This window comes from Ruegeria sp. AN11 (assembly GCF_056536005.1).
Genome location: NZ_JBQFJD010000001.1, coordinates 2,697,545 through 2,716,746, shown reverse-complemented (window position 1 = coordinate 2,716,746; position 19,202 = coordinate 2,697,545). Strand labels below are relative to the sequence as shown.

Sequence of the window (19,202 nt, the reverse complement as noted above, 5' to 3'; positions counted from 1 at the left end):
ACGCTTATGCGCCGCGTTGCACAAAAAGATCATAGATTTCAGGGACATTGTCATGGCCCATGCCTGCCTCTAGAGCGGCAGCCAGGTTAGCGGCAGTACCTTCTGCGATCTCGACCCGGGTATTCATGTCTTGTGTCATCTGTACAAAATATCCGATGTCCTTGGCAGCATTCGCAATCGAAAAGCCAAGATCACTGACCCCATCGACAGCATAGTTCTTGCAAAACTGCATGAAGGGCGAATTGGACGGGCCCGCCGACATGATGTCGAACAGCTGCTGCACGTCAATTCCGGTGCGTTTGGCAACAGCGAAAGCCTGGCTCATCGCGCAAACGGTAGTCATGCCCATGAAGTTATTGATCAGCTTCGTCACGTGGCCTGACCCAAGCGCACCAAGGTAAAAGACGTTTTCGCCAAGCACGTCTAGCACGGGCTTCACCTTGACATAGGTGTCCATGTCACCTGCGGCCATGATATTAAGCAACCCGTCCTTGGCGTGTGCTGGCGTGCGTCCCAAAGGCGCATCAATCATTCCCGCCCCTTTTGCAGCTAAATCCGCTCCGATCTTTTGGGTGGATGCCGGAATGGACGTGCCGAAATCAATGATGGTTGTCCCCGGCTTGATACCAGCGAGTATCCCTTCGTCGCCGTAGATCAAGCTTTCGACGACTTCCGAAGTCGTCACGCAGAGCATGACGATATCACTGGCTAGAGCGAGTTCTTTCGGGGTGCTGGCTTCCACCGCGCCCCGCGCAAGCGCGGGCTCTAGGGCGCTCCGCGTCCGCCCCATCACCACCAGGTCATACCCGTTGTTTTGCAAGCATTCGGCCATGTTGCCACCCATCAGGCCAAGGCCAATGAATCCAATTTTTGGGGCTGTCATATGTCGCTCCTTCATACTGTCATGTGGGCGTGTTATCGAATGCATCTGCGCCCGCTTGCGCCACCTCGAGATCCTGCGCGGGCGATCCGGAACTCACGCCGATGCCGCCAACGACAACGCCGCCCGACATGATCGGCAAGCCGCCCGCAACAGCAACCATGCGCCCACCCAAAGCGGAGGAGATTCCGTGCGCAGGCATGCCAGGCTGATTTACTTCTCCCAAGGCACCTGTGCCTTTCTGGATTCCAGTTGCGGTAAAACTTTTGTCAATGGCCAGTTGAATGCTGGTAATCTTGCCACCGTCCATACGCTCAAAAGCGATGAGGTTGCCGCTTTCATCGGTCACGGCGATGCACATTGGCACGCCGATCTGACGTGCTTTGGCGCGTGCGCTTGCGATCAGCCTCTCGGCGTCGGTGATATCCAGTCTCTTAATCGTCAACATGAGCTGCACACTCCGCCGATCATTGGGAGATTATTAGGTTCGGCAACGTCAGGGAGATCGCCGGTATGAAGGTGATCAGCATGAGCGCTGAAAAGATCGCGAGGTAAAACGGCCAGATCGTTCTCACGGCTTTCTCCATTGGCAGCTTGCCAACTGCGCAACCTACAAAAAGACAGGTGCCCACAGGCGGCGTGCACAGTCCCAGGCCGAGGTTGACCAAAAGGATCATGCCAAATTGCACCGGGTCGATCCCCAACATGTTCATCACCGGTAGAAAGATCGGTGTGCAGATCAGGATCAGCGCTGCCATGTCCATGATCATTCCAAGAAGCAGCAGAACTGCATTGATCATTAGCAGGATGAGGATCGGATTTTCGGTTATACCCAGCAGGAATTCGACAGTCTTGGTGGGCACGCGGTTGAAGGTCAGCATGTAGGCGAATGCGCCCGCACAAGCGATCAGGATCATGACCATCGAAGTTGTGCGCACTGAAGATATCACCGCCTCCTTGAATCCCTCCCAGCTAAGACTGCGGTAGACGATAAGTGTCACGATGAAGGCATACATTGCCCCAAAGGCACCGGACTCGGTCACGGTAAAGACTCCAGACAAAACTCCGCCAACGATTATCACTGCCGTCAGCAATCCCGGGATCGAACCGACGAAGGCAATGGCTAGTGCTGTCCAACCGGGAAATTGCTCGGCCTGATAGCCGCGTTTAACCGCCACAACATAGGCTGCAATCGCAAGGCAGCAGCACATCAGCACGCCTGGCACCACACCCGCCAGAAAAAGCTTGGAGATCGACACCGCGCCACCAGTTGCCAGTGCAAAGATAATCATGTTGTGGCTGGGCGGAATGATGATCCCGGCGATGGAGGAGGTCACCGTGACGTTGACCGCGTAGTCGGCATCATACCCTTTGTCTTTCATAACCGGGACAAGGATTGATCCAAGTGCCGAGATGTCCGCGATGGCCGATCCGGAGATACCACCAAACAGCATTGACGAGAACACATTGACGATCCCCAGACCGCCACGCACAGCACCAACCGCTGCCTGCGCGAATTTGACCAATCGCATGGCGATCCCGCCATGAAACATAAGCTCGCCCGCGAAGATGAAGAACGGGATCGCCATCAGCGAAAAGACGTTGACCCCGGAAACGATCCTTTGAAACCCGACAAAAAGCGGTAGGCCTTCGTACCAGAATGCCGCCAAAGCTGAGATGCCCAGGGCAAAGGCTACCGGCGTACCGATTATGACGCAAAGGGCAAAGACCCCAAGAAGAAGCATCAGTCCCATGATTAGCCTTGATCTATATTGTCTTGGCGCTCATCCCTGCCGAGAAACAGGCGTATGAGGTGACCAACGGAAAAGAGAAACAAAAGCGCGCCGCAAATCGTTAAAGGCAGTGAGCGCAGACCTTCCGACCACTGGATCAAGGGTATGAGTGTTTTCCATTTGAACTTGGTCAACTCGATCCCGTACCAGAACATCATCGCGCCAAATCCGGCCATCAGGATGTCCGAGACTATGACAAAGATCGTGCGCACCGGCGTCGGGACAATGTTGCGAAAGATCACCACGGAAAGATGCGTGTGATTATGCACCCCGGCGGCTGCACCCAAAAACGCAATGACCATGACCAGAAGTAGCGAGACTTGCTCGACCCACGTGGGCGTGTTGTTCAGCACATAACGTCCAAAGACCAGCCATGCGAATATTGCGGTCATGCAAACAAGAGCGATCCCCGCGATAAAAACACAAGCTCGAGAAAGAAAATCGAAGGCTCTGTCCATAGGTCGCAAAAACGCCGGTGCTTTTTTATGCTCGCTCATTTGCCCCCCTTCAGATAAAGCTCCCGGCTGCCATAGTTGGAGCCGGGAGCTCGTTTTTTTGCTGATCAAACCAGCTTATTCGGTGGCTTTCGCCATATCGACTAAGGCCTGCATGTCAGGGTTTGCCGTAAGGTAATCGGCATAAACCGCATCCATTGCCGCCTGGAACGGCGCTTTGTCAGCGATTTCGTTTACGGCGATCCCGGCGGCTTCCACATCCTTGCGCGCCTGCTCGGAGCCAATCGCCCATAGCTCGCGCTGAACAAGGGCTGCTTCTTGTGCAGCTCCACGGACAGCTTCCTGCATTTCAGGAGACAAGGCGTTGAACTTGGCGGTGTTCACGCAAATGCATTCAGGTATGATCAGGTGCTCGGACAGTGAGTAGTGGGTGGTCACTTCGTAATGGCCGACGTTCTTGAACGAGGGGAAGTTGTTCTCAGCACCGTCCACAACGCCTGTCTTCAACGCCTGCTGCACTTCGGCAAATGCCATTGGGGACGGGTTGCCGCCCATCGCCGAAATCATCGAAGTATAAAGATCATTGTTCATCACACGGATCTTCAGGCCTTCCACATCCGCCGGTGTGTTGATTGGCTTCTGGCTGTAGAACGAACGCGCGCCCGCGTCGAACCAGGCAAGAGGCAGCACGCCCGCTTCACCCATCGCGGCGGCAACGGTTTGACCCGCTTCACCTTCCATAACACGGAACATGTGCGGCACGCTCTTGAAAATGAACGGCAAGGACACCAGGTTCGCCTCTTTAACCATTGGTCCAATGGGACCAAGGTTAAAGTTGCCGACCTCGATGGCGCCTATGCGAACTTGCTCCAACGCGTCAGGCTGCGAGCCCAAAACACCGCCGTGGAACACGTCGATGGTGATCTCGCCACCCGTGGCCGCATCGACCAACTCAGCGAATTTGTCCATGGCCGCAGTGTTCGGGTGGCCGTCGTTGTGAATGTTCCAAGCGCGCCAGCTCTCCGCGGACGCCGAAGTTGCGATGAGAGCAACCGCGGTGGCAGCTGCAAAGAGCGATTTCGTAAAAGTCATGGGTTCTCCTCCCCGTTGAATTTTGGACAGGACCTGGCTTTTCGAAGTCAGGGAGGTCGGTAGAAGCATGGCTTCCTGCTTCCTCCCAGAGCCGGAATCACTGCCCCTTTATCGAGTACTAGTATCCAAGTTTTGTCAATACTTGTCACCTAGTATCCCAAACTACTTGACACAGGGCCTCTTTAGACTTTTCATAGGGGTAAAGATCGGTTCTGATTTGGGCTCTTTGGAAGGGGGTTTGTTTTAGAGCAGTTTCAAGTACTTAGAGGTGTTATGGCGGGCCTCGACTTGCCTGTGCCATTGGGATGCGAGAGAGAATTCGTGGAAGATATAGTCAGACGAACCACAACTGATGCGGTTTACGAAAAACTGCATGACGAAATAATCTCGCTTGAAATTCTTCCCGGCACAAAGCTGTCGGAGTCCGAAGTCGCGCGCCGATTTGGCGTCTCGCGTCAACCCGTCAGGAATGCGTTCACACGACTTGGCAATGACGATCTGTTGTTGATCAGGCCGCAAAAAGCAACCGAAGTCCGCGGATTTTCGATGGAGCGGGTGGAACTCGCCAGATTGGTGCGCCTGGCCGTTGAACTGGAGATCGTTTACCGCGCGGTAGGCGTTTGGGATGCATCATGCCAAGCTCAATTGGCCGAGAACATACGCTTGCAGGAACAGGCTATCGAGAGCGGTGATCTGACGACATTCCACGCGCTGGACTATGATTTTCACAAGTTGATTTACGTTCTCAGCGGTAATCCTACCGCCTTCGAAGTCATGCTTGAATGCAAACAAAAGGTGGATCGACTCTGCCTCTTGAGCCTCGAAAAATCCAGCGAAGCCACGTCGATTTTGGCAGACCATCGCGCGATCGCTGAGAGTTTAGCATCGAGAGATCTTGACGCAGCTCAGACCGCGATCCGGGCGCATCTGTCGCGTCTTGATGAAACGATTGAGTTTATTCATGAGACCCATCCGAACTTTTTCGAATGATTGTCTTTTGAAAGTTCGCTGACGCTACGCTGTTTGGCCGACGCAGCACAGCAATTGGTCGTACATTATGCAAGCAACTCATCTTCAAGATGTTCAGTAAAGGTGTAAGAGTGTGTGTTGATGTCGCCACTCCAGCGCCAGATTGCGAGAAAACCCTCTGCACCTGTACGAAATGCATGTGGCATCATACTTGGATGATGGATCATTGAACCAACCCCTCTCATGCGAATGTCATCTCCGGCCGTCCAAAGGGCCTGTCCAGCTATAATGGCATATGTCTCGTCTGCGTCATGAAGGTGCAACGGATAGTAGCTGTCAGGCCGCATATAGACCAAACCCAACCTAACGTCTGGCGCCGGTATCGGTCCTTCTGGTCCCATCAGTGTCAGTACGCTTATCAAGGCGGCGATACTCGCTTGGGTATTGCCCTCAACTGGGTTTGATCCCCAGTCCAACAGATGCTGTGCTGCCAAGACCGAACGAGCTGCAGGGTGAGTGCTCTTGGCCAACACTTCACGCATACCGCCATCAAACGAGCATGGTGGCACCGGTTCGAAAGCAACAGGAGATGGCGTTACCAAAAGTGTGTTCGCTGTATGAGGTCCTTGCATGTCTACCTCGGCCTCGTAGACCTTTGCAATTTCCACCAGCATGTCTTGGAAGTTTTCGTTTTGCGCCATGACCTGTGCAGCCAAATCCCGATTGTCAGCGCTGCTTTGAGTGTTTTTTACAGCTCAATCTGAAAGAAATACGACCCGTTCGCGTCGCAATCGTGCTTCGGCAATTGAATCTTTGAGGCTGCAGCCCGGCAGGATAGTTAACTGACTGGACGCAAGTTCGCTTGTTGAACTAGGCTGTCTTAATTGATCAAGTGATTGGAGGACGACAATGTACCCTGTTTCCCATCAGAGCGTAATGACCTTTTTTTCAGTAACAGCGGCACTCGCGTTAAGCGTTGAAAGCAGTTTTGCTCAATCAACCGGCGAAGAGATGTCTTTCTTCATTACAAGTGAAGGGTCCGGTGATGGAGCAAACTTTGGTGGCCTCGAAGGCGCCGATGCACATTGCACCAAACTTGCTCAAGCCGCGGGTTCGCAACGGTCGTGGGCCGCCTACTTGAGCGCAAGCATGATTATCGACCGAAGCAGCGGTAGCCCTGTGGTGACTGATGGCATAAGCGCGAGAGACCGTATCGGCTCCGGTCCATGGTATAACGCAGACGGCGTTATGATCGCGAAGGATGTGGATGACCTACACAGCGCGAACGTGAATATCAGCCTGCAAACTGCACTTGATGAGAATGGCAATCAGGTCAATGGGCGGGGCAGTCAGCCCAACAAACACGATATTCTCACGGGAGCGGACTCAAACGGACATTTTTCGACAGCGGGTGGCGACACGACGTGCAGCAACTGGACCAGCAATGGACAGGGTTCCGCTATCGTCGGTCACCACGACCGCATCGGTCTGAACTTGTCTAGAAATATGATTTCCTGGAACTCGTCCCATGGGACGGCTGGGTGTGGAGAGAGCGATCTGCCAAAGACTGGTGGTGCAGGTCTGCTGTACTGCTTCGCGACCGATTAACAGCCAGCGATCTGTCCGCGAGCCAAGCAGAAATTCGAGCCTCAGCTTTATCGAAAGTCCTGCCAACGGTTTAAATGCTGTCCTGCTGCTTTGGCGAAATCAATTTGTCCTTTGGAGATACAAACACTGGGTACAATGTGGTGAGCGCTTTGGGGAGCAAGAAATGAGACTGCAGTCATTTGCGATTATCGCGGCATTCGTCGGAACAGGCGCGTTGGCAGAGCCATCACTGGAACGGGGCGAGTATCTCGTCGAGGGCCCCGCCGCTTGTGGCAATTGCCATACACCCATCGGACCAGACGGCCCCATCATGGACATGAACCATGCCGGCAGGCTTGTCGAGAAGACACCCGGCTTCACAGCAATCGCGCCCAATATCACGCCGGCGGGCCGCGTTGCGGACTGGACCGACGAAGAATTGGCTCGCGCCATACGCGAAGGAATCACACCGGATGGCACGCGGGTCATAGGACCCCCTATGCCCATCGCTCTATACAGTCGCCTGTCGGATGATGACGTTATGTCTATGGTGATGTATCTGCGCAGCCTACCACCCGTCGAGAATGATCCCGGCGAGAGCGTCTACAATATCCCGCTGCCACCGGCGTACGGTCCGCCCATCGGGTCAGTCCCTCATCCTAATGAAGGCGTTACGGTTTCCTATGGAGAGTATCTAGCTGGCCCAGTGGCGCATTGCATCGAGTGTCACAGCCCGATGGGGCCGAAGGGGCCCGATTGGATGAACCAATTGGGCGCAGGCGGGTTCGAATTCCATGGCCCTTGGGGCACCTCAGTTTCGTCAAACCTCACCCAGCACGCCGAAGATGGCCTGACACACTGGAGCGACGACGAACTTGCTCAAATGATCACGACCGGCGTCCGACCAGACGGATCTCCGATGATGCCGCCGATGGGCTATGGTTATTACAGTCGGATGACACCAGACGACCTTGATGCCGTCATTCTGTATCTGCGCCAGATCCCACCCATGCCGGATCCGTCCTGAAGCGGAACTCAGAGGGAGGATGGCTGCGACATTGCCGCCGCAGCTCCGGCCTTCTGAAGGAAATGGGCAATATCATAATGCATTGGAGCTTACCTCGTGGAAGCAAAGCACATCGTCTACCACATCCCTGTCTGCCCGTTTTCCCGACGGTTGGAGATACTCCTTGCGTTGAGAGACCGGCGGGAAACAGTCGATTTTCGGGTTGTCGACATTACAAAGCCACGCGACCCGGAACTCCTGAAGAAGACGCGCGGCACAACCGCATTGCCGGTGATCGAGACTCCGGAGGGAAAAATCATCAAGGAGAGTCTGGTCATCCTGAGATACCTCGACGAAATCATCGAAGGCCCGGCTTTGCGCCGAAGCGACCCATACGAACACGCGGTTGAGTCCATGCTGATTGCGCGCGAGAATGCGCTCACCATGGCCGGATACCTATACGTCATGAACCAAGATCGCGGTGCTCGTATCGATCACAACACCAAGCTCCTTAATCTCTACAAGGATCTCAACGGTTTCCTGATGGAGCATAGCCCTGCCGGAACCTATCTGTTTGAAGATTTCGGACTTGCAGAGGCCGTCTTTGCTCCGATTTTCAAGCGCTTTTGGTTTCTCGATTATTATGAGAATTTTGAACTTCCGGACAGCTATGAATATGCGCGCGTGAAAGCTTGGCAGCATGCGTGCATGTCCCATCCCGCCACACATCAGGTCTCCAAAGAAGAGATCGTGAAACTCTATTACGACTACGCGCGCGGAGCTGGAAACGGCACGCTTTTGCCGGGGCGCAAAGTTTCCAGCTTCGCTTTCGAGCCTGCGTGGCAATCCCGCCCGTGGCCAACGAAAGACAAGTACGCTGGCACGGCATCCGACAAGGAATTGGGACTTCTGCCATAGAGCGGAATGCCAACCACCACGAGCACGTGATCCGAAACTTTAAACGAATTTGGCAATCGCTGGGGGGGTGCCATCACGGCATTGCCTGCGGCGGTGCAGCGCGAGTTAGCCTACCCAAGCCTTTGGTCAGATAACCCGCTCGACGAGTTCGACCGCAGAGATTTCATTCGTTTTTACAAGTTGCGCTAGCCCGACTGCATCGTATTCGACCAGGTCGTCAAGTTGCCGCGTTCCGGCAAATGAAGAATTTGACGAAAGGCTCACACTGCCAAGAAGAGCACCTGTTGCCCCAACTGTTCCTAGAAATTTTCAGCGCGTCAGGCGTTTTTGGGAAATGCCAAGGGACCGGCCTCCGGTTCATGATCGACGACAAACATCTGAACTGTTACATGCCGCACCGAAAATGTGAACCGAGGCAGCGACAAATGTAATGTCCGCGAACTCTGTGTTTTTAGGCTGAGTGCAGACGAAAATAGCGCGACGGAGGGGCTGCATTTTGGTCAATTACTTTCTCGCTTCACGCATTATTTGCCTATGACCGCTTAGTCCGCAACTCGGTCAGTCGCCCAATTTCGATAAACGTCCGTTGTTCATGAAAGCTGCCGTCGGAGCCTAGCATCGTTATTAGGTATTAAACTTAGGTCGGGTTGCCCGTTAAAGTTGGGACATTTTCACAGCCCTAACTCCAACAAATACCAACATTTACTATCATCAATCTTACTAGAAGAATGCGTATCAACGGAAACGATGGCAAGAAAATTTGGGCTCACATCCATCAACAAAAAAACAGGGGATACACAAGCTACTGCTCTGAAAAACATTAAATTACAGCATTTTATCTTGTGTTTTGGTGCCCAGGAGAGGACTCGAACCTCCACGTCCATACGGACACTAGCACCTGAAGCTAGCGCGTCTACCAATTCCGCCACCTGGGCAGGTGTCGTGGAGGGGCGTTTAAGCCTACTGGCGGAGGGCGTCAACAGGATTCGGGAAGTTTTTTGAAAGTTTTTTGATGCGCGCATCCGAGGCGCGGGACAGGTGCCGCACTGAAATGGATTTATCGCCGGGGCGCGGCGTTATTGTGCCTTGTTTGCAGTGCTCTGGGGCGATAGATCGGATCAGGACCCATTTAGCAGGAGCCGTTTCATGTCCAAACTGGTCACGATTTATGGTGGATCGGGATTCGTAGGTCGCTACGTTGCGCGCCGTATGGCGGCTCAGGGGTGGCGTGTTCGGGTCGCGGTGCGGCGCCCGAACGAGGCGATGTTCGTCAAGCCGTATGGTGCAGTGGGGCAGGTCGAGCCGATCCTGTGCAATATTCGCGATGATGCCTCGGTGGCCCTGGCCATGAAGGGCGCCGATGCCGTCGTCAACTGTGTTGGAGTTCTGAACGAGCTGGGTAAAAACACGTTCGACGAAGTGCAGGCTGAGGGCGCGGAACGGATCGCGCGGCTGGCTGCGGAACAGGGTGTGGCCCGGATGGTTCACATCTCGGCAATTGGTGCGGATGCGGAAGCGGATAGCGTCTATTCGAGAACCAAGGCCAAAGGCGAGGCGGCCGTTCTGGCCCATATGCCGGATGCCGTGATATTGCGCCCATCCGTTATTTTCGGGACCGAAGATCAGTTCTTCAACCGTTTTGCCGGCATGGCGCGCCTTGGGCCATTTCTACCCCTGGCCGGTGCAGAAACACGGTTTCAGCCGGTTTATGTCGATGACGTGGCCAAAGCCGCTGTTTTGGGCATTCTGGGTCGGGCAGACGCGGGTATTTACGAACTTGGCGGTCCCGAGGTCAAATCGTTCCGTGAGCTGATGCAACAGATGCTGGGGGTTATCCACCGGAAGCGCATCATTATCGGGTTGCCATTCTTTGCGGCGCGTATCATGGCCGGAGTTCTGGATATTGTGAAGTTTGTCAGCTTTCAGCTGTTTCCAAATACGATCCTGACACGTGATCAGCTGAAGAACCTGCGCCACGACAATGTTGTTTCGGATGGTGTGAAGTCTTTCCCAGACCTCGGGATTGAGCCTGCAACACTTGAGTCGGTTCTTCCGGATTATTTGTGGAAATTCCGCCCGGCCGGTCAATATGACGACATTCAGAATTCGGCCGGAAACCTGCGGATCTGATCAACTGTAGGCGATTGCCAGCAGTATCACGCCCAAAACGACACGATAGATGACGTAGGGCGTGAAGCTGACGCTGCGCAAAAGGCGCATCATGAGGCTGAGGGCAAGGAGCGCGGAAAAGAACGCGAAGGCCGCCGCAATTGCGCCGTCTTTGACCAGTTGCGCGTCCGCGTTTCGGATCACGTCTACGGACAGCAGTGTCCCCGAGGCAAGGATCGTCGGGATCGACATTAGCATGGCGATCCGCGCGCCATCCTCCCGCGTGTAGCCAAGGTGGCGTGCGCCCGTGATCGTGATCCCGGATCTTGACGTGCCCGGGATCAGGGCCAGCACCTGCCACAGGCCCATGATCGCCGCATCCCGCAGGCTCCAGTCACCGGCGTGTTTGGACTGAGGTCCTTTTTGGTCCATCCAGTACAGCAGTAGGCCAAATCCAAGCATGGTCCAGCCGATCACAGCGATGGACCGAAGGCTTTGGCTGAGACCGGTCAGGTAAAGGACAGCGCCAACCATGACCGTCGGGATCGTCGCAATGATCAACCCGGCGGCCAGCCTGGATTGCGGCGTATCAAGTCGGCCGCTTAGTGCTCGGGGAAGTCCGGCGAAGGCCTGTATAACATCTGTCCAGAAATACAGAACAACAGCGCCCAATGTACCGACATGCACGGCCACATCGATGGCCAGGCCCTGATCATCCAGCCCGGTAAGGCTGGGCAGCAGGATCAGGTGCCCCGAAGAGGAAACCGGCAGAAATTCGGTTATTCCCTGAATAATCGCCGCAAGAATCAATTGAAAAATGCTCATCCGCCCGCCGTGACGCTGCCGTGTTTTCGTTATGAACAATGGGTATAAGCGTGATGAAGAAAAGAAAAGCAGGCAGATAGGTCCGAATCGGTTCTAAAATCTAACAAACGCCCAGAATTTTTTCACCACTGCGTGCGAATTTCGTAAAATGGGTCAGTACAATTGACTTTTCATCCGACCTGCGATCTCTTAAAGAAAACCGACCTAGCCAATTCATGGAGTCCGACCCGTGGCCAAGCAACCGATGCTGAAATTTGTGCAGATCGACCGCGTCATGCCCAAAAAGCGTGCCGCTGATGACCGCAAGGAAGACTTTTCCGAGATTTATGCCGAGTTTGCTGCCGAAAAGGCGGTCGAGCAGGCCAGTCGCTGCAGCCAGTGCGGTGTTCCCTATTGTCAGTCGCATTGTCCGCTGCACAACAATATTCCGGATTGGCTGCGCCTGACCGCAACCGGACGCCTGGAAGAGGCCTATCAGACCAGCCAGGCGACCAACACCTTCCCTGAAATCTGCGGCCGAATCTGCCCGCAGGACCGCCTGTGTGAAGGTAATTGCGTGATTGAACAATCCGGCCACGGAACTGTCACCATCGGGACGATCGAAAAATACATCACTGACACGGCCTGGGAGAAAGGCTGGGTAAAGCCGGTCGCGCCGGGCGCCGAGCGCAGCGAAAGTGTCGGAATCATTGGTGGTGGCCCCGGTGGCTTGGCTGCAGCCGACATGCTGCGCCGTGCAGGTGTTCAAGTGACGGTTTATGATCGTTATGACCGGGCCGGAGGCCTGTTGATGTACGGTATCCCGGGTTTCAAGCTGGAAAAGGACATCGTTCAGCGCCGCAATGATCTGCTGGCCGACGGTGGGGTCGCGTTCGAGCTGAACTGTGACGTTGATGCGGACAAATTCGAAGAAATCCGCGCCAGGCATGACGTCGTGATCATCGCGACCGGCGTTTACAAGTCCCGCGATCTTTCCATGCCGGGCAGTGGTCTGGGCGGGATCGAGAAAGCCATCGACTTCCTGACTGCCTCGAACCGCAAGAGCTTTGGTGACGCGGTTGAGGATTTTGACAACGGTCGTCTGAACGCCGACGGCAAGAAAGTCGTGGTCATTGGCGGTGGGGATACCGCAATGGACTGCGTTCGGACCTCGATCCGTCAGGGCGCGACCTCGGTCAAATGTCTGTACCGCCGCGATCGCGCGAACATGCCCGGCTCGCAGCGTGAAACCCAGAATGCCGAGGAAGAAGGCGTGGTGTTCGAGTGGCTGAGCGCGCCGAAAGGGTTCACTGGTGACGACAAGGTCTCTGGCGTGATGGTGCAGAAGATGCGTCTGGGTCAACCCGATGCTTCGGGCCGTCAGGCCCCCGAAGTGATCGAAGGCGCAGACTATGTCGAAGAGGCCGATCTGGTCATCAAGGCGCTGGGGTTCGAACCTGAAGACCTGCCCACACTGTTTGGTCAGCCCGACCTGCCCGTAACCCGCTGGGGCACCGTCAAGGCCGCGTTCCAGACCGGTGAGACCGAGATGGACGGCGTCTATGCCATCGGAGACATCGTACGCGGTGCCTCGCTTGTGGTCTGGGCGATCCGTGACGGCCGCGACTGTGCCGACGCAATCATCGAGCGATTCAACAGCAAGGCTGCCGTCGCAGCCGAATAACCCGAAAGCCCAGCGACAGGAGGGTCAGAATGCCCGAATTGCAAGGCCAATGTATGTGCGGGGCGGTCACAGTGACCGCTACTCCGGCGAAGGAATCGCTGGGCGCATGCCACTGCGATCAATGCCGCCGTTGGACCAGTTCGATGCTGATGACTTTTCAGGCTGAATCCGGTTACGCGGCATTGGGGCCTGTAAAGACTTATGCATCGTCCGACTGGGCCGAGCGTGCCTTCTGCGCGGATTGCGGTTCGGCACTTTGGTACCGGATCACCCTGCCGGGCGATTTGCACGGACATACACAAATGGCGGCTGGCCTGTTCGAAGATACGGGCCACAAGCTGCAACTGGAACTTTTTATCGACAAAAAGCCCGATGGGTACGCGTTTGCAGGCGAGCGCAAGCAAATGACCACAGCCGAGGTCGAAGCCATGTTTGCCCAGCCGGAAGAAGGAGACAATCAATGACCAAATATGATGCCGATTGGGTGCGGGCCGAAGAGGCCAAACGCAAATGGCTGGCGGAAAACGGTCTCTATTCCGAGGAAGAAGAGCATTCTTCCTGCGGTGTCGGCCTTGTTGTTTCCGTTGACGGCAAGAAAAGCCGCAAGGTTGTGGATGCCGGAATCGATGCGCTCAAGGCGATCTGGCACCGCGGCGCCGTGGATGCCGACGGCAAAACGGGTGACGGCGCGGGTATCCATGTGCAGATCCCGGTTCAATTCTTCTATGACCAAATTCGGCGCACCGGTCACGAGCCCAACCTGAGCGAACTTATCGCCGTTGGTCAGGTCTTTCTGCCGCGTACTGATTTCGGCGCGCAGGAGCGTTGCCGGACCATCGTGGAAACCGAAGTTCTGCACATGGGCTATTACATCTATGGTTGGCGTCACGTGCCGGTTGACGTGACCTGTCTGGGTGACAAAGCCAACGCGACACGGCCCGAGATCGAACAGATCCTGATTTCGAATTCCAAGGGCGTGGACGAAGAGACGTTCGAGCGTGAGCTGTACGTGATCCGTCGCCGCATCGAAAAGGCGGCAATGGCGGCAGGGATATCCGGCCTGTACCTGGCCTCGCTGTCTTGCCGCTCGATCATCTACAAGGGCATGATGCTGGCCGAACAGGTTGCAGTCTTCTATCCCGATCTGATGGACGAGCGTTTTGAATCGGCGTTCGCGATCTACCACCAGCGCTATTCCACCAACACCTTCCCGCAATGGTGGCTGGCCCAACCCTTCCGCATGCTGGCCCATAACGGCGAGATCAACACACTGAAGGGCAACATCAACTGGATGAAAAGCCATGAGATCCGCATGGCCAGCGGCACCTTTGGAGACTACGCCGAAGACATCAAGCCGATCATTGCAGGCGGATCGTCGGATTCTGCTGCATTAGACTCTGTTTTTGAGGTCCTGGTGCGCGCGGGCCGCTCGGCCCCGATGGCGAAAACCATGCTGGTGCCTGAAAGCTGGTCCAAGCAGGCGGTCGAACTGCCGCAGGCGTGGCGCGACATGTATTCCTACTGCAACTCGGTGATGGAGCCTTGGGACGGCCCTGCCGCACTGGCCATGACTGATGGCCGCTGGGTCTGCGCCGGTCTGGATCGGAACGGGTTGCGCCCGATGCGCTATGTGGTGACGGGCGATGGTCTGGTCATCGCCGGGTCCGAGGCCGGCATGGTGCCGATCAACGAGGCGACCGTGGTCGAAAAAGGTGCGTTGGGTCCCGGGCAGATGCTGGCCGTTGACATGAAAAAGGGCAAACTGTTCCGCGACATTCAGATCAAGAACAAACTGGCCCGCGCGCTGCCGTTTGGCGAGTGGGTCGGCAAGATCAACGATCTGGATGCCACCTTGGCTGGTGTGACCGAGCGTCCGCTGTTCAAAGGCGAGGAGTTGCGCAAGCGCCAGATCGCCGCCGGATATTCGGTCGAGGAACTGGAGCAGATTCTGGCACCGATGGCCGAGGACGGAAAAGAGGCGCTGGCCTCGATGGGGGACGACACGCCCTCGGCAGTGCTGTCAAGGCAATACCGCCCGCTCAGCCATTTCTTCCGCCAGAATTTCAGCCAGGTGACCAACCCGCCCATCGACTCGCTTCGCGAATATCGCGTGATGTCGCTGAAAACGCGGTTTGGCAACCTCAAGAACGTGCTGGACGAAGACAGCAGCCAGACCGAGATCATTGTGCTGGAAAGCCCCTTTGTCGGGAACACGCAATGGGAGAAGCTGGCAGAAAATTTCAATGCGACCCTGGCCGAGATCGACTGTTCATTTGAACCAGGCGAAGGTGCGCTGGGCGACGCTTTGGCCCGTGTCAGAGCCGAAGCAGAAGAAGCCGTGCGCTCGGGCGCCGGGCATCTGGTCCTGACGGATCAGTATTCCGGTCCGGGCAAGGTGGCGATGCCGATGATCCTGGCCACCAGCGCCGTGCACTCTCACCTGATCCGTCAAGGCTTGCGGACGTTCTGCTCGCTGAATGTGCGGTCGGCGGAATGCATCGACCCCCACTATTTTGCCGTGCTGATCGGATGTGGCGCCACCGTGGTCAATGCATATCTGGCCGAGGATTCGCTGGCCGACCGGATCGAACGTGGCTTGCTGGATGGCACGCTGACCGAAAATGTTGCGCGATTCCGCGAGGCAATTGACCAGGGCCTGCTCAAGATCATGGCCAAGATGGGCATTTCCGTGGTGTCGTCGTATCGTGGCGGTCTGAATTTCGAGGCGGTGGGACTGTCCCGCGCCATGGTGGCCGAATACTTCCCCGGTATGACCAGCCGCATCTCGGGCATCGGCGTGCATGGTATCCGGGTCAAGGCCGAGGAGATTCACGCCAAAGGCTGGGACAGCGGTCTGGATGTGTTGCCAATCGGCGGTTTCTACAAGGCGCGCAAGTCGGGTGAGACCCATGCTTGGGAAGCGACCTCGATGCATATGATGCAAATGGCCTGTAACAGAGCCTCGTATGAGCTGTGGAAGCAGTATTCGGCCAAGATGCAGTCCAATCCGCCAATCCATCTGCGCGACCTGATGGATTTCAAACCACTCGGCAAGCCGATCCCGATTGAAGAGGTGGAATCGATCACTTCGATCCGCAAACGCTTTGTCACGCCGGGCATGTCGCTGGGCGCACTCAGCCCTGAGGCACACAAGACGCTGAACGTGGCGATGAATCGGATTGGCGCCAAGTCGGACTCGGGTGAAGGCGGCGAAGATCCGGCGCATTTCGTGCCGGAGCCCAATGGCGACAACCCGTCGGCCAAGATCAAACAGGTGGCCTCGGGGCGGTTCGGCGTGACTGCCGAATATCTGAACCAGTGTGAAGAATTGGAGATCAAAGTCGCCCAGGGTGCGAAACCCGGTGAGGGTGGTCAGCTACCCGGCATGAAGGTCACTGACCTGATCGCGCGTCTGCGGCACTCGACCAAGGGCGTGACGCTGATCTCACCTCCGCCGCATCACGACATCTACTCGATCGAGGATCTGGCGCAGCTGATCTATGACCTGAAACAGATCAACCCACGCTGCAAGGTGACGGTCAAGCTGGTTGCGTCCTCGGGCGTTGGCACGATTGCCGCCGGTGTGGCCAAGGCAAAAGCGGATATCATCCTTATTTCGGGTCACAACGGCGGCACGGGTGCCTCACCTGCGACCAGCATCAAATATGCCGGTCTGCCGTGGGAGATGGGTCTGACCGAGGCGCATCAGGTTCTGGCGATGAACAACCTGCGCGACCGCGTCACCCTGCGGACCGATGGCGGCCTTCGGACCGGGCGCGACATTGTCATGGCCGCGATGATGGGGGCCGAGGAATACGGTATCGGCACTGCCGCCCTGATCGCGATGGGCTGTATCATGGTGCGTCAGTGCCAGTCGAATACCTGCCCCGTTGGTGTGTGCACACAGGACGAAAGCCTGCGCGCCAAATTCACGGGCAACGCGGACAAGGTTGTGAATCTGATTACCTTCTACGCACAGGAAGTTCGCGAAATCCTCGCCAGCCTGGGCGCGCGGTCCGTGGATGACATCATTGGCCGGGCTGATCTGCTGGCGCAGGTCAGCCGTGGTTCGGCGCATCTGGACGATCTGGACCTCAACCCGCTATTGATCACGGTCGATGGCGCGCATGACATCGTGTATGACCGCGACAAGGATCGGAACGCAGTGCCGGATACACTGGACGCCGAAATTGTCCGCGACGCGGCGCGGTTCCTGAAAGACGGCGAGAAGATGCAGCTGTCCTACGCCATCCAGAACACGCACAGAACCGTGGGCACCCGTGTCTCCAGTCATATCGTGCAGAATTTCGGGATGCGAAACACTTTCCAGCCGGACCATCTTCACGTGAAATTGCAGGGATCGGCCGGTCAGTCCTTGGGGGCCTTTGCGGCTCCGGGTCTGAAGCTGGAAGTGTCGGGTGATGCCAACGACTATGTAGGCAAAGGTCTGTCGGGCGGCACGATCGTGGTGCGTCCGCCGCAGATCAGCCCGCTGAAAGCGGATGAAAACACCATTATCGGCAACACTGTCCTGTACGGCGCAACCGACGGTCACCTGTTTGCGGCCGGCCGCGCGGGTGAGCGGTTTGCGGTTCGGAACTCGGGTGCCAAGGTGGTCATCGAAGGGTGCGGGTCCAACGGCTGTGAATACATGACCGGCGGCGTTGCCGTGATCCTTGGTTCCATCGGTGCAAATTTTGGTGCCGGTATGACCGGAGGGATGGCTTATCTGTACGATCCTGACGGTAAGGCGCAGCTTCTGATGAACATGGAGACACTTGTCACCTGTCCGGTCACGGTGAGCCACTGGGTCGATCAGTTGCAAACGCTGATCAAACGTCACGCAGCCGAGACCGGAAGCCGCAAAGCCGCGGATATCCTGCAACACTGGGATGTCGAAAAGGCCAACTTCCTGCAGGTGTGCCCGAAGGAAATGCTGAATAAACTCAGCCATCCGCTGAGCGAAGAGATCGCAGCAGTTCCGGCGGAGTAAACAGACCCTAAACAAGGTCAAAACCCTGCGTGTTTCCACAAACGCGCAGGGTTTTCCTTTGCATGCATATGGCACAGGGGCTGAAATTTAGCCCGTTCCAAACGCGCCTCATGCGTCGTATAGCAAGGGTATGGCAAAAAAAGCAGCGCGCGGAACGCGTGGTAAGAAATCAAAGGCAACAAAGTCAAAGAAGCTGTCGATATCGCGGATTCGCCGCTGGCTGACACGTGGGTTGTTGGCCTGTGTCGCATTTGTAGTCGGTCTTGTGCTGCTCTATTCGGTCGTCAACCCGCCGATCACGCATACAATCTGGTCCGAGTGGCGCCGGTTGGGCAAAGTTGAACGCGACTGGGTTCCTATCGAAGAGATTTCCCCGGTGATGGCGCGATCGGTCGTCGCTGCAGAAGACGCGAATTTCTGCCTGCACTGGGGCTTTGACATCCAGGCCATCCGAGATGCGCTGGAAGATGGTGGCGCACGCGGCGCGTCGACCATTTCGCAGCAGGTCGTCAAGAACGTGTTCCTTTGGCAAGGACGCAGTTGGGTACGCAAGGCGCTTGAAACGTCGATCACGCCGGTTGTCGAACTGTTCTGGAGCAAGCAGCGCATTCTTGAGGTTTATCTGAACGTAGCTGAGACCGGGAACGGGGTTTTCGGGGTCGAGGCTGCCGCGCAAATGCATTTCAACGTATCAGCCGCTAATTTGACGCCGGTTCAGGCCGCGCGGATCGCTGCAATTCTGCCCTCGCCCAGGAACAGATCCGTTGCGGATCCGTCGGTTCGCACGCGCCGTCGGGCCGCCGCGATACGGGACGGAGCGGCCACCATCCGCGCAGATGGTCGCGCGGATTGTTTCGAGGATTGAAACCCAAGGCTGCTCAAGGCTAAAGCTTGGTTGTATTCACTGCTTTG

Annotated in this window: 16 protein-coding genes and 1 tRNA gene; 9 read left to right on the top strand and 8 right to left on the bottom strand. The window is 56.3% G+C overall.

From position 1 onward, the window contains the following. Positions 1-4 precede the first annotated feature (4 nt). The 5 genes from ACR3EQ_RS13390 to ACR3EQ_RS13370 all read right to left on the bottom strand — a co-directional run bounded on the left by ACR3EQ_RS13390 (position 5) and on the right by ACR3EQ_RS13370 (position 4,220). On the bottom strand, positions 5-928 hold the full coding sequence (locus ACR3EQ_RS13390) for an NAD(P)-dependent oxidoreductase (RefSeq protein ID WP_480490907.1): 924 nt from the start codon (positions 926-928) through the stop codon (positions 5-7). Continuing rightward, positions 903-1,328 carry a heme-binding protein gene (locus ACR3EQ_RS13385; protein WP_170611041.1) on the bottom strand — a complete coding sequence of 142 codons (426 nt, stop codon included), beginning with the start codon at positions 1,326-1,328 and terminating at the stop codon, positions 903-905. Before ACR3EQ_RS13385 ends, ACR3EQ_RS13390 begins: the two co-directional genes overlap by 26 nt. 19 nt (positions 1,329-1,347) lie before the next feature. Next, positions 1,348-2,634 (bottom strand): TRAP transporter large permease, encoded by a 1,287-nt coding sequence (locus ACR3EQ_RS13380; protein ID WP_170611038.1) that lies wholly within the window; start codon positions 2,632-2,634, stop codon positions 1,348-1,350. Positions 2,635-2,636: 2 nt separating this feature from the next. Next, a complete protein-coding gene (locus ACR3EQ_RS13375) occupies positions 2,637-3,065 on the bottom strand; it encodes a TRAP transporter small permease (RefSeq protein WP_480490904.1) in 429 nt (142 codons plus the stop codon). A gap of 180 nt (positions 3,066-3,245) precedes the next feature. Further along, positions 3,246-4,220 (bottom strand): TRAP transporter substrate-binding protein, encoded by a 975-nt coding sequence (locus ACR3EQ_RS13370; RefSeq protein ID WP_170611035.1) that lies wholly within the window; start codon positions 4,218-4,220, stop codon positions 3,246-3,248. Between the two features lie 321 nt (positions 4,221-4,541). On the opposite strand from ACR3EQ_RS13370, the gene ACR3EQ_RS13365 reads away from it, so the two are divergent. After that, entirely contained in the window at positions 4,542-5,210 is a 669-nt protein-coding gene (locus ACR3EQ_RS13365; protein ID WP_480490903.1) for a GntR family transcriptional regulator, read from the top strand. 65 nt (positions 5,211-5,275) lie between these two features. On the opposite strand, the gene ACR3EQ_RS13360 is transcribed toward ACR3EQ_RS13365, so the two are convergent. Beyond that, positions 5,276-5,905 (bottom strand): dimethylsulfonioproprionate lyase family protein, encoded by a 630-nt coding sequence (locus tag ACR3EQ_RS13360; protein WP_170611029.1) that lies wholly within the window; start codon positions 5,903-5,905, stop codon positions 5,276-5,278. Positions 5,906-6,098: 193 nt separating this feature from the next. Here ACR3EQ_RS13360 and ACR3EQ_RS13355 point away from each other — a divergent pair, with 193 nt between their 5' ends. The 3 genes from ACR3EQ_RS13355 to ACR3EQ_RS13345 all read left to right on the top strand — a co-directional run bounded on the left by ACR3EQ_RS13355 (position 6,099) and on the right by ACR3EQ_RS13345 (position 8,700). Next, a complete protein-coding gene (locus tag ACR3EQ_RS13355; RefSeq protein ID WP_480490901.1) occupies positions 6,099-6,797 on the top strand; it encodes a hypothetical protein in 699 nt (232 codons plus the stop codon). Between the two features lie 163 nt (positions 6,798-6,960). Next, on the top strand, positions 6,961-7,803 hold the full coding sequence (locus ACR3EQ_RS13350) for a c-type cytochrome (protein ID WP_480490899.1): 843 nt from the start codon (positions 6,961-6,963) through the stop codon (positions 7,801-7,803). A 96-nt stretch (positions 7,804-7,899) separates the two neighbouring features. After that, positions 7,900-8,700, top strand: a complete 801-nt coding sequence (locus ACR3EQ_RS13345; RefSeq protein WP_170611020.1) for a glutathione S-transferase family protein — start codon at positions 7,900-7,902, stop codon at positions 8,698-8,700. 848 nt (positions 8,701-9,548) lie between these two features. Here the strand turns inward: ACR3EQ_RS13345 and ACR3EQ_RS13340 are convergent. Then, positions 9,549-9,635: transfer RNA gene (locus ACR3EQ_RS13340), tRNA-Leu, on the bottom strand. Positions 9,636-9,846: 211 nt separating this feature from the next. On the opposite strand from ACR3EQ_RS13340, the gene ACR3EQ_RS13335 reads away from it, so the two are divergent. Beyond that, positions 9,847-10,830 carry a complex I NDUFA9 subunit family protein gene (locus tag ACR3EQ_RS13335; RefSeq protein ID WP_170617332.1) on the top strand — a complete coding sequence of 328 codons (984 nt, stop codon included), beginning with the start codon at positions 9,847-9,849 and terminating at the stop codon, positions 10,828-10,830. Here ACR3EQ_RS13335 and ACR3EQ_RS13330 read toward each other — a convergent pair whose 3' ends face one another. After that, entirely contained in the window at positions 10,831-11,634 is an 804-nt protein-coding gene (locus tag ACR3EQ_RS13330) for an undecaprenyl-diphosphate phosphatase (RefSeq protein ID WP_170617334.1), read from the bottom strand. 229 nt (positions 11,635-11,863) lie between these two features. On the opposite strand from ACR3EQ_RS13330, the gene ACR3EQ_RS13325 reads away from it, so the two are divergent. The 4 genes from ACR3EQ_RS13325 (at position 11,864) to mtgA (ending at position 19,155) form a co-directional block, all read left to right on the top strand. Then, positions 11,864-13,297 (top strand): NAD(P)-dependent oxidoreductase, encoded by a 1,434-nt coding sequence (locus ACR3EQ_RS13325; RefSeq protein ID WP_170617336.1) that lies wholly within the window; start codon positions 11,864-11,866, stop codon positions 13,295-13,297. 29 nt (positions 13,298-13,326) lie between these two features. Further along, positions 13,327-13,761 (top strand): GFA family protein, encoded by a 435-nt coding sequence (locus ACR3EQ_RS13320; RefSeq protein WP_170617338.1) that lies wholly within the window; start codon positions 13,327-13,329, stop codon positions 13,759-13,761. Continuing rightward, positions 13,758-18,290 carry a glutamate synthase large subunit gene (gene gltB, locus ACR3EQ_RS13315; RefSeq protein ID WP_170619854.1) on the top strand — a complete coding sequence of 1,511 codons (4,533 nt, stop codon included), beginning with the start codon at positions 13,758-13,760 and terminating at the stop codon, positions 18,288-18,290. The genes ACR3EQ_RS13320 and gltB overlap by 4 nt, the downstream gene beginning before the upstream one ends. Positions 18,291-18,420: 130 nt before the next feature. After that, positions 18,421-19,155, top strand: coding sequence for a monofunctional biosynthetic peptidoglycan transglycosylase (gene mtgA, locus ACR3EQ_RS13310; RefSeq protein ID WP_170617342.1), 735 nt, complete (start codon positions 18,421-18,423; stop codon positions 19,153-19,155). Positions 19,156-19,202: the final 47 nt, after the last annotated feature.

Excerpts from the sequence above, each read along its gene's own strand:
- gltB (WP_170619854.1), top strand. The coding sequence starts at position 13,758 with ATGACCAAATATGATGCCGATTGGGTGCGGGCCGAAGAGGCCAAACGC.
- ACR3EQ_RS13390 (WP_480490907.1), bottom strand. The coding sequence starts at position 928 with ATGCATTCGATAACACGCCCACATGACAGTATGAAGGAGCGACATATG.
- ACR3EQ_RS13330 (WP_170617334.1), bottom strand. The coding sequence starts at position 11,634 with ATGAGCATTTTTCAATTGATTCTTGCGGCGATTATTCAGGGAATAACC.
- mtgA (WP_170617342.1), top strand. The coding sequence starts at position 18,421 with ATGGCAAAAAAAGCAGCGCGCGGAACGCGTGGTAAGAAATCAAAGGCA.
- ACR3EQ_RS13355 (WP_480490901.1), top strand. The coding sequence starts at position 6,099 with ATGTACCCTGTTTCCCATCAGAGCGTAATGACCTTTTTTTCAGTAACA.
- ACR3EQ_RS13335 (WP_170617332.1), top strand. The coding sequence starts at position 9,847 with ATGTCCAAACTGGTCACGATTTATGGTGGATCGGGATTCGTAGGTCGC.
- ACR3EQ_RS13350 (WP_480490899.1), top strand. The coding sequence starts at position 6,961 with ATGAGACTGCAGTCATTTGCGATTATCGCGGCATTCGTCGGAACAGGC.
- ACR3EQ_RS13385 (WP_170611041.1), bottom strand. The coding sequence starts at position 1,328 with ATGTTGACGATTAAGAGACTGGATATCACCGACGCCGAGAGGCTGATC.
- ACR3EQ_RS13320 (WP_170617338.1), top strand. The coding sequence starts at position 13,327 with ATGCCCGAATTGCAAGGCCAATGTATGTGCGGGGCGGTCACAGTGACC.
- ACR3EQ_RS13375 (WP_480490904.1), bottom strand. The coding sequence starts at position 3,065 with ATGACCGCAATATTCGCATGGCTGGTCTTTGGACGTTATGTGCTGAAC.
- ACR3EQ_RS13370 (WP_170611035.1), bottom strand. The coding sequence starts at position 4,220 with ATGACTTTTACGAAATCGCTCTTTGCAGCTGCCACCGCGGTTGCTCTC.
- ACR3EQ_RS13380 (WP_170611038.1), bottom strand. The coding sequence starts at position 2,634 with ATGGGACTGATGCTTCTTCTTGGGGTCTTTGCCCTTTGCGTCATAATC.